General features: G+C 69.5%; 7 protein-coding genes. 4 read left to right on the top strand and 3 right to left on the bottom strand.

Annotation, left to right across the window (positions count from 1 at the left end):
• Nucleotides 1-3,645: HAMP domain-containing hybrid sensor histidine kinase/response regulator (locus IE318_RS28650; protein ID WP_229903799.1), on the top strand; the 3,645-nt coding region annotated here is incomplete at its 5' end.
• A gap of 91 nt (nucleotides 3,646-3,736) precedes the next feature.
• The gene (locus tag IE318_RS28645; protein ID WP_373311301.1) at nucleotides 3,737-6,139 is read left to right on the top strand and encodes a SpoIIE family protein phosphatase; all 2,403 of its coding nucleotides are present in this window, start codon (nucleotides 3,737-3,739) and stop codon (nucleotides 6,137-6,139) included.
• A 249-nt stretch (nucleotides 6,140-6,388) separates the two neighbouring features.
• On the opposite strand, the gene IE318_RS28640 is transcribed toward IE318_RS28645, so the two are convergent.
• Nucleotides 6,389-6,559, bottom strand: a complete 171-nt coding sequence (locus IE318_RS28640; RefSeq protein WP_189904940.1) for a hydrophobic protein — start codon at nucleotides 6,557-6,559, stop codon at nucleotides 6,389-6,391.
• Nucleotides 6,560-6,697: 138 nt separating this feature from the next.
• Here IE318_RS28640 and IE318_RS28635 point away from each other — a divergent pair, with 138 nt between their 5' ends.
• Together IE318_RS28635 and IE318_RS46165 are read left to right on the top strand one after the other, a co-directional pair.
• Complete coding sequence (locus tag IE318_RS28635) at nucleotides 6,698-6,871, top strand: CsbD family protein (protein ID WP_189904939.1); 174 nt, start codon at nucleotides 6,698-6,700, stop codon at nucleotides 6,869-6,871.
• A gap of 140 nt (nucleotides 6,872-7,011) precedes the next feature.
• On the top strand, nucleotides 7,012-7,134 hold the full coding sequence (locus IE318_RS46165) for a hypothetical protein (RefSeq protein WP_268256753.1): 123 nt from the start codon (nucleotides 7,012-7,014) through the stop codon (nucleotides 7,132-7,134).
• A gap of 472 nt (nucleotides 7,135-7,606) precedes the next feature.
• Here the strand turns inward: IE318_RS46165 and IE318_RS28630 are convergent, their stop codons facing one another.
• A complete protein-coding gene (locus IE318_RS28630; protein WP_189904938.1) occupies nucleotides 7,607-8,446 on the bottom strand; it encodes an RNA polymerase sigma factor SigF in 840 nt (279 codons plus the stop codon).
• A 713-nt stretch (nucleotides 8,447-9,159) separates the two neighbouring features.
• Nucleotides 9,160-9,957 (bottom strand): phytoene desaturase family protein, encoded by a 798-nt coding sequence (locus tag IE318_RS28625; RefSeq protein WP_189904937.1) that lies wholly within the window; start codon nucleotides 9,955-9,957, stop codon nucleotides 9,160-9,162.
• Between the last annotated feature and the right edge of the window lie 204 nt (nucleotides 9,958-10,161).

The raw sequence follows: 10,161 nt of genomic DNA, 5'->3' as shown, positions 1-10,161 counted from the left end.
GGCGACCTGTCGCAGAAGATCACCGTCGACGCCCGCGGCGAGATCCTCGAACTCAAGAACACCATCAACACGATGGTCGACCAGCTCTCCGCCTTCGCCGACGAGGTCACCCGCGTCGCCCGCGAAGTCGGCACCGAAGGACGCCTCGGCGGCCAGGCCGACGTCAAAGGCGTCAAGGGCACCTGGCGGGATCTGACCGACTCGGTCAACTCCATGGCGGGCAACCTCACCGCCCAGGTCCGCAACGTCGCCCAGGTGGCGACGGCGGTGGCCAAGGGCGACCTGTCGCAGAAGATCACCGTCGACGCCCGCGGCGAGATCCTCGAACTCAAGAACACCATCAACACGATGGTGGACCAGCTCTCCGCCTTCGCCGACGAGGTCACCCGCGTCGCCCGCGAGGTCGGCACCGAAGGACGCCTCGGCGGCCAGGCCGACGTCAAAGGCGTTTCGGGCACGTGGAAGGCCCTCACCGACAACGTGAACGTGATGGCGTCGAACCTGACCGGCCAGGTGCGCTCCATCGCGCAGGTCGCCACCGCCGTCGCACGGGGCGACCTGTCCCGCAAGATCACGGTCCAGGCCGAGGGCGAGATCGCCGCGCTGGCCGATGTGATCAACACGATGGTCGACACCCTGTCCGCGTTCGCCGACGAGGTCACCCGCGTCGCCCGCGAGGTCGGCACCGAAGGACGCCTCGGCGGCCAGGCCCACGTGCCGAACGTGGCCGGCACGTGGAAGGACCTCACCGACAACGTCAACTCCATGGCGAACAACTTGACCGGTCAGGTGCGCAACATCGCTCTGGTGACGACCGCCGTGGCCGGGGGTGACCTGTCGAAGAAGATCGACGTGGACGCCCGCGGCGAGATCCTGGAGCTGAAGACGACCATCAACACGATGGTGGACCAGCTCTCCGCCTTCGCCGACGAGGTCACCCGCGTCGCCCGCGAGGTCGGCACCGAAGGACGCCTCGGCGGCCAGGCCGAGGTGGAGGGCGTCTCGGGCACCTGGAAGCGGCTCACGGAGAACGTCAACGAGCTGGCCGGCAACCTGACCCGTCAGGTACGGGCCATCGGCGCCGTCGCCAGCGCCGTGGCCGAGGGCGACCTGACCCGCTCGATCACGGTGGACGCATCCGGCGAGGTCGCCGAGCTCAAGGACAACATCAACTCCATGGTGGAGTCGCTGCGCGAGACCACCCGGGCCAACCAGGAGCAGGACTGGCTCAAGACCAACCTGGCGCGCATCGCCGGTCTCATGCAGGGCCACCGGGACCTGCCCGTGGTTGCCGAGCTCATCATGGACGAGCTGACGCCGCTGGTGTCGGCCCAGTACGGCGCCTTCTACCTCGCCGAGGACGGTGAACGCGGCCCGGAGCTGCGGCTTGTCGGCTCCTACGGCAGGCCCGACGGCGACGGGCGGCCCACCCGGTTCTCCTTCGGCCGCTCGCTGGTCGGCCAGGCCGCGCGCAGCCGCCGTACCATCACCGTCGACGAGTTGCCGCAAGGGTACGTGACCATCTCCTCCGGGCTCGGCCGGGCGGTGCCGACCGCGCTGATCCTGCTGCCGATCCTCTTCGAGGACCAGGTCCTCGGCGTCATCGAGCTGGCGTCGGTCACCGCCTTCACGCCCATCCACCGGGACTTCCTGGAACAACTGCGCGAGACGCTCGGCGTCAACGTCAATACGATCGTGGCCAACGCCCGCACCGACGAGTTGCTGGAGGAATCGCAACGGCTGACCGCCGAGCTGCAGGCGCGTTCGGTCGAGTTGCAGTCCCAGCAGGACGAGCTGCAGCGCTCCAACGCCGAATTGGAGGAGAAGGCCTCGCTGCTGGCGGCGCAGAACCGCGACATCGAGGCGAAGAACCTGCAGATCGAGCAGGCCCGGCAGGAACTTGAGGCTCGGGCCCAGCAGTTGTCGCTGGCCTCGAAGTACAAGTCGGAGTTCCTGGCCAACATGAGCCACGAGCTGCGCACCCCGCTCAACAGCCTGCTCATCCTCGCCCAGCTGCTCGCCCAGAATCCCTCGCGCAACCTCACCGCGAAGCAGGTCGAGTACGCGGGAATCATTCACTCCGCGGGCAGCGACCTGCTGCAGCTGATCAACGACATCCTGGATCTGTCGAAGGTCGAGGCAGGCAAAATGGACGTCACCCCCGAGCGGGTTCCGCTGCGCCAGCTCATCGAGTACGTCGAGGCCACCTTCCGGCCCATGACGACGCAGAAGGCACTGGACTTCGTCGTCCGCACCGCGGCAGGCGCGCCCGGCGATCTGCTCACCGACGATTCCCGGCTGCGGCAGGTGCTGCGCAATCTGCTGTCCAACGCGGTGAAGTTCACCGAACAGGGCGGCATCGAGTTGGTCATCGAGCCCGCCACGGACGACGAGGTGCCGCAGGGCGTCGTGCGCGGCGGTGCCGTCGTGGCGTTCCGGGTGCGGGACACCGGCATCGGCATTCCGGAGCAGCAGCTGGAGTCGATCTTCGGGGCGTTCCAGCAGGCGGACGGCACCACGAGCCGCAAGTACGGCGGAACCGGCCTCGGACTGTCCATCACCCGGGAGATCGCGCATCTGCTTGGCGGTGCCGTGGCGGTGGACAGCGCGCCCGGTCGGGGCAGCACCTTCACGCTGTACCTGCCGGTGGCCCGGCCGGACTTCGAAGAGCTGCTCGACGTCGGTCGGCTCACGCCGAACGGCCCGAAGGAACCGGCCGAGCTCGCATCGGCCGCCACCGCGGGCCGGACCACCGCTCCGCCGCGGCCGACCATTCCCCAGCAGCGGCCGCGCCGGCTCCTGGTGGTGGAGGAACGGCCGCGCGGGCTGCTGACCCTGGTCGCCGAGAGCGTGGTAGAGGACGTGGCCCGGCACAGCCCGGACGACGGCTCCCCGCTGCCGGCGGTGGACGTCATCACCGCCGTCGGAGCGCAGGAGGCAGCGGGCGCGCTGGCCACCGAGTCCTGCCATTGCGTCGTACTGGACCTGGACATGCCCGACGGGGAAGCGGGCCGGTTCCTGCAAGCACTCGAAGGCGACTCGGGGCTGGCGAGCGTACCGGTGCTCATCCACAGCAGCCAGCGGCCAGAGGTGGCACGGGCCGAAGCACTGCGCTCGCACCCCGACGACGGATCCCTGGAGTTCCTGTCCAGCCTGGACGAGCTGCGCGAACGCATCGCCCTGCACCTGGCCGCCGAGGCACCCGGGGACGTGCTCTCCCTTGTCCGGGTCGAGGGCCCGCAGGACCTCGCACCGCCGGTGGACGACAGTTTCCGGGGCCGTACGGTCCTGGTCGTCGACGACGACGCACGCAACCTGTTCGCACTCAGCGGCATCCTGGAGATGTACGGCTTCCGGGTGCTGCACGCGGAGAACGGGCGCAAGGGCATCGACACGCTGCTCGCCAACCCGGACATCGCGCTGGTGCTGATGGACGTGATGATGCCGGAGATGGATGGCTACACAGCCACCGCCGAGATCCGCAGACTGCCGCAGTACGCCGAGCTGCCGATCATCGCCGTCACCGCCAAGGCGATGCCCGGCGACCGGGAGAAGTCCCTGTCCTCCGGCGCCAGCGACTACGTCACCAAGCCAGTCGACACCCGCGACCTCATCGCCTGCGTCCGACGCTGGCTGCCCGCGTGAGCGCGCCGGTGCCACCCGCCGGCGGTGCGGGTACAGCCCGACGTGGCACGACCCGCGTCCAAGCGTCGTTCAGCCGAGGAGCGTGCACATCGTGAAGACGCCCGAGCAGCCACGCGAACCGGACGGCGCCGAGCCGGGCGCTGCGGGGCTGGATCTCGCGGGCGTCTCCCCCACCTCCCCCGTCGGCAGGCTGGCCGCCACGGTGGAACGGCTGCGCCGCGAGGTCCGTACCGCGCACGCGGAGGCGGAGGGCCGGGCGCTGATCGAGATGGCCAAGGGCATCCTGGTCGAGCGGCTGGGCTGCGGTCCGGCGCAAGCCGCCCGGCAGCTCGCAGAGCTGACCGCTCAGGCCAAGGTGACGCCACTTGAGTTCGCGGTGGAAGTCATCAACCAGGTCGCCCGCGACCGGGTGTCGGAGATCGCGGACGCCTTCCTGAGCACCGCTGCCGAGACGCCCACGCGCCAGGCCACCGCCCTGCGACTGCGGGCGGCGGAGAGCGGCGCGCTGGCCGCGAACGACACCCAAGACGTCGCCAACGCTCTGCTGGAGCATGCCCTGCGCCCGCTCGGCGCGGTCGCCGTGGCCGTGTGGAGCGCGGGCGCGGACGGCTCGCTCACCCTCGGCGGCAGCGCCGGCTTCTCCCCCGCCGAGACCGTCCGGTGGCGTTACGTGCCCCCGGGGGTGGCGACCGTAGCGCGCCGGGGACTGACCGAGCGCACCGGTCAGTGGTTCGAGTCGCTCGCCGACATCGGGCTGCCCACCATCGGCCGGCACATGCATCCGGCCGGCGGCCGGGTTGCGGTACCCGCCGGCACGGGGGGCCGCATCCACGGCGTGCTGGAGATCGCCTGGCCCGGGCCGCTGGAGCCGCAGCCGCCGCAGATCGTCCGGCAGGTGGAAGCCCTGGCCGAGCTGTGCGCGCACACCCTGGAGACGTACACGCTCGGCCAGTGCCTCGGCCAGAACCCACGGATCCTGCCGGACGCCGCTGAGCTGATGGACCTGGCCGATGGACTGCACGACCCCGCTCTGGTGCTGGTGCCGCACATCGACGGCTCCGGCCAGCTGGTGGACTTCCGCATCCAGCACGTCAACCGCCGCTTCCTGGACCCGGGCGGCAGGCCGCGCGCGGTGGTCAGCGGAGCGCTGTTGCTCGAGGCGTACCCCATGGCCGCCGGGAAGAGCGAGCTCTTCCAGCGGGTCGAGCGGGTCTACGCCACCGGCGAGCCGTTCCGGGGCCGTCGAGTACCTCTGACCGCTCTCGTGGACCAGGTGCCGCTGTCGGCGGTCGCGGACCTCAGCATCAGCCGGCACGGCAGCAGCGTGTTGCTGATCTGGCGTATCGAGGACGAGACGGCGCGGCTGGCGAGCCTGCTCCAGCACGCCCAACGTCTGGGCCGTATCGGCGGCTTCGAGGAGAACCTGCTCACCGGTGAGATCACCTGGAACGACCAACTGTTCGACCTCTACGGCCGGTCCCCGGCGAGCACGCCCGTACCGCTGGAGGAGCTGCCCGCGCACGCGCACCCGGACGACGCGGTGGCCCTCGGCCGGTTCTTGCGGACGCTGCTGCACCGCCGCCGGCCGGCCTCCGCGGCCTTCCGGCTGCAACGCCCCGACGGCGTGACCCGCCACATCCGGGTGGTCGCCGAACCGGCCCTCGACGCCGACGGGCGGCTCTTCGTTGTGCGGGGCGCCTACCAGGACATTTCCGCCCAGCACTGGACGGAGGTGGCGCTCGCCGCGACCCGGGACCAGCTCGCCCACACCGAGCAGCAGGCGACGGAACGCAACCGTCTGACCCTGCAGTTGCAGCACGCCATCATGCCTCCGACGCAGGCCCCCCTGACGGTGCCCGGTCTGGAGGTCGCGGTGCGCTACCGGCCGGCGGAGACCGAGCATCTGGTGGGGGGCGACTGGTACGACGCCGTGGTGCTGCCGTCCGGGCTGGTGCTGCTGTGCGTGGGTGACGTCGCAGGCCACGGCATCGAGGCCGCCACCAGCATGGTCGTTCTGCGCAACGCGTTGCGTGGCCTCGCCGTGACGGGTGCGGGGCCGGGCCAGCTGCTGTCCTGGCTGAACACCGTGGCGCACCACTTGACCGGAGGGGTCACCGCCACCGCGGTGTGCGCCCTGTACGACCCGGATCAGCGCAGCCTGCGCTGGGCACGGGCAGGCCACCTCCCGCCCGTGCTGGTCCGCGGACCGGAGGCGGCCCCGCTACCGCTGGTCAAAGGCCTGCTGCTGGGCGCGCTGCCCGAAGCCGTCTACGAGGAGGCTGAGCTGCAATTCGCGCCGGAGGACATGCTGCTGATGTACACCGACGGGCTCATCGAGCGCCGGGACCGATCCGTGGAGGAGTCCCTGACCCACCTGCTGACCACGGCCCGTACCGCGCCGAAGACCCTGGACCATCAGCTCGACCGTCTGCTGACCTACAGCAGGTCCGACACGGACGACGACACCTGCATCGTCGGCATCCGCGTGACGTAGCCGCGACTCAGGCCACCGGGCCGGCTCCGGCAGAACCCGCTCGAGCGACCCACTGGACGCGCGACGACTGCACCTGGGCCCTGGACGCCTACGACCGCGCCAAGCAGCAGACGGGCCCCGTCTCCGTTTGGGGCGTCCATGGACGGTATGGCCCCACTGGCCGCCCGACAGCCTCCCTTTCGGCACGCGCGCAGGGCCCGGCCGTCATATCGGCCGGGCCCTGCGAACGGGCCGCGTGAACGGGTCAGATCACCATCGGTACCAACGGCCGCGACCACCACCGGGGGTGGCGGAGCGCATGACGAAGCCGAGAAGCCACAGCACCAGGACGGCGACGGCGACCCACCAGAGGACCTTGATGGCGAAGCCGGCGCCGAAAAGGACCAGCGCGAGAAGAAGAACGAGCAAAAGGGGAACCATATTTATCGACCTCCTGTCCCCCGTGTGCCCTGCAATGCGGCCCACATGCCCCAAGGCTGCCTTGTTTATGAGGGTAATGCCGGGGCACGAGCCGGTTATCGCGACAGCGGTACGCAAGCTACGAGGAGGTGCTCTTTCATGACTGCCGGGGAGAAGGCCAAGGCAAAGGTCGAGCAGGCCGAGGGCAAGGCCAAGGAAGCCGTGGGAAACGCCGTCGGCAACGACCGCATGACCGCCGAGGGACAGGCAGAAAAGAGCACGGGCGACGTCCGTGAGGCCAAGGAGAAGGTCAAGGACGCCTTCAAGCACTGACCTTGCTTTGTTCACCGTCGATACGGAAGGGCCTTTCCGGGCGTCACCCAGGAAGGCCCTTTTCGATGGCATCGCCGAGGCTGGACGCACGGGCGCCGACGCCCGCCTCATCGCCTCTGTCCCATGCTCCTGGCCGCTTGATGCGCCGCACGTCCCAGCGGTACGAGGTCAAGCTACGGACCGGCATGTTCGCTCCGCGGACGCTGCCCGGCGTCGGGGGCAGCAACCTTGTCGCTCCGGCCCAGCGCATGGCGCCGGGCTGAAAGCGATGTGTTCTTGGCTCTCCCCGGCGGCGACGACCGCGCTGAGGGCTCGGGTGGCGACCCGAACCGCAGCGCACAAGAGATCGCCGATGCCGTGAAGCGTCATGCGCATCTGTGGTCCATCGCGGATCCGGAGGCGGGCGTACGGCTGTCCTCCATCAGCTGCGGGCGCGTCGGATTCTGCAGACCGCACCGGGAGTGAATGTCACGGGCCTGGTGGAGCGGATGACATAGGGCTTCCGACCGCAGCCGTCCGGGTGGCTGGCTGGAGGCGGCGGGGATGCTGGAGCGTGCTCTGCACCCACACAATTGTCGCGAGTTGCTGAGGCTCACAGGCCAGGGGCGCCGCATGCTGAAACGCGATGTTGATGCCGTCGGGCCGTTCCACCACGACCACCGTGTAGCCGCACACGACGGTGGAGGCGGAGTGTGCCGATGGTCCCCCGCTCTCCGCGCGACCTCTCCCCGCCCCTCAGACGGTGCCCAGCATGCCTTCGCGCAGGCGCCCCAGGAGACGCGTGATCAGGCGCGAGACGTGCATCTGGGAGACGCCGAGGCGTTCGCCGATCTGAGCCTGGGTGAGTTCCTCCACGAAGCGCCAGTGGATGATCTTGCGGTCGCGTTCGTCGAGTTCTGCGATCATCGGGGCAAGGGCGTGGAAGTCCTCGACCAGTTCGAGGGCGGCGTCCTCGTCGCCGATGAAGTCGGCCAGCGCGGCCTCGCCGTCCTCGCTGCCGCTGATCGCCGCGTCGAGAGAGGCCGAGTTGTAGCCGTTGGAGGCCAGTCGGGCCTCGACGACCTCCTCCTCCGGCAGGCTCATCAGCTCGGACAGCTCCTTGGTGGTCGGTGTCCGGCCCAGTCGGCTGCGCAGTTCCTCGTTGGCCCGGGCCAGTTGGACACGGGCCTCCTGCAGCCGCCGGGGTACGTGGACAGCCCAGGAGGTGTCGCGGAAGAACCGCTTGATCTCGCCGACGATGTAGGGGACGGCGAAGGAGGTGAACTCCACCTCGCGGGAGACCTCGAACCGGTCGATGGCCTTGATCAGTCCGATCATGCCGACCTGGACGATGTCCTCCCTCTCCTCCGGACCCCGGCTGCGGAACCGTGCTGCGGCGTAGCGGACCAGGGACATGTTCATCTCGATCAGCGTGTTGCGCGCGTACTGGAACTCGGGCGTCCCCTCCTCCAGCACCGCCAGTTGGTCGAAGAACAGCTTCGACAGTTCCCGTGCGTCCTTCGGCGCGACCTTCGACGGGTCCGCTACTTCCGGAACGTCCACCGTACGCTGTGCGGTCTGCACGGTCGTCGCCATCACGCGCCCCTCCCGGTCGGTCTGCCTTGCCAGTGCCGGTCCATTGTCCGGCAAGCACCCGCATACCCCGGCTACCGACCGGCATTCTTCGAACGTCTTCAAGTTCCGCTCGGACTCGGACTCGGCCGTGTCCCATGCACCGTGCGTACCAACTGGATCGTGTCGGCGGCAGGAGGGGCTCGGGCGGTAGCAACCCCGTTGCCGGCCGCGGTGTGGCTGCGGCACTCCCGACGCGAGGTCTTCGACGCACTCGGATCCCCCGGCGATGTGGATCCGTCGACGGCTCGCGAGGCCCCGCCCGCCGGTGCGACCGACGAGGCGGTGTCGGCGTGACGAGCACCGCAGACCTGCTCCTGCTCGGCACCACGGTCCGAACCCTCGTCCCCTGGCGCCCCCGCGCCTCGGCGGTCGCCGTCGACCGACGTCGTCGACCTTCACGGGGCGGTGACCACACCGGGCCTCATAGGGCTCCCCCGAGTCCGGGCAATTGGACTCCGACATGAACCCGCAGGACGATCGGCGGAAAGACCAAGGTGACAGGACCAATTGATGTCGAGCTTCCCGCGAGCTGCGAGATCACTTCCCGAGAATATGCAAACGCAATCATTTCCGGCATGCGCGTACGCTCCTTCTGGGTGACCCGCCGAACAACCGCCGCACAGGCACTCTGCTGCATCTCGGCGAACGCCCACGTCGATGGAGTCCGTAGATCTTCAGGATTCGCCGCGGTCGAGGTGCCGGAGGGCGCTGGCGGCGGCGTTGTAGCCGCACATGCCGTGCGCGCCCGCGCCAGGCGGTGTCGCGGCCGAACAGAGATAGATGCCGGGCACTCCGACGGAATACGGATCGAGTGCGACGCGGGAGCGGAAAACCAGTTGCCGGCCCGAGTTCAGTCCGGTGACCACGTCTCCGCCGACGTAGTTCGCGTTCTCCTGCGCGAAGTCGTGAGGCGTGCGCACGTGCCGGGCCACGATCCGCTCACGGAATCCGGGCGCGAAACGCTCGATCTGGTTCTCGACGGCTGACGTCGCATCGCCGGTGTATCCGCCGGGGACGTGGGCGTACGCATACAGCGGATTCCACGGCCCCGAGGAGCGCGTCGGGTCGGCGAGGTACTGCTGCCCGACGAGGACGAACGGCCGGTCCGGCATCCGCCCGCGGGCGACCTCGCGTTCGGCCCACGCCACCTCCGCGAAATCGCCGCCCACGTGGACCGTGCCGGCGCGACGGGACAGGAGGTGCGTCCACGGGACGTAGCCCTCGATCGCGTAGTCGATCTTGAAGACGCCCGGGCCGTGGCGGTACCGCGTGAAGGCCCGCCTGACGCGGCCGGGCAGTCGGTCGCCGACGATCCGGGCCGCCGCGGCCGGCGCCACGTCCAGCATCACCACGTCCGGGCCGTCCAAGTCGTCCAGCGAGTCCACGCGGGTGCCGGTGGTGACCTTGCCGCCCAGATCCTCCAGCGCCCGGACCATCGCAGCACTGATCGAGGCCGATCCGCCCTCGGCCACCGGCCAGCCATACCGGTGCGCTTTCGTACCCCACAGGCAGCGCTGTCCGGTCCGATCCCCACAGGTGCCGGCACCTGTGGAAGGTGATGCTCATGAGCCGGGTCAAGTGCCGGCTGAGACCTGCTTCACAGGGCTTTCCATGCCCCTCCGAAATACCCCCTGGGGTATCAATGTTACTGTCGACGTATACCCCGGGGGGTAATT

The sequence above is a fragment of the Streptomyces spiralis genome (assembly GCF_014654675.1).
GTDB classification, from domain to species: domain Bacteria; phylum Actinomycetota; class Actinomycetes; order Streptomycetales; family Streptomycetaceae; genus Streptomyces; species Streptomyces spiralis.
Note: the sequence above shows the minus strand (reverse complement) of the source record. Positions and strands in the feature narration are given on the sequence as shown.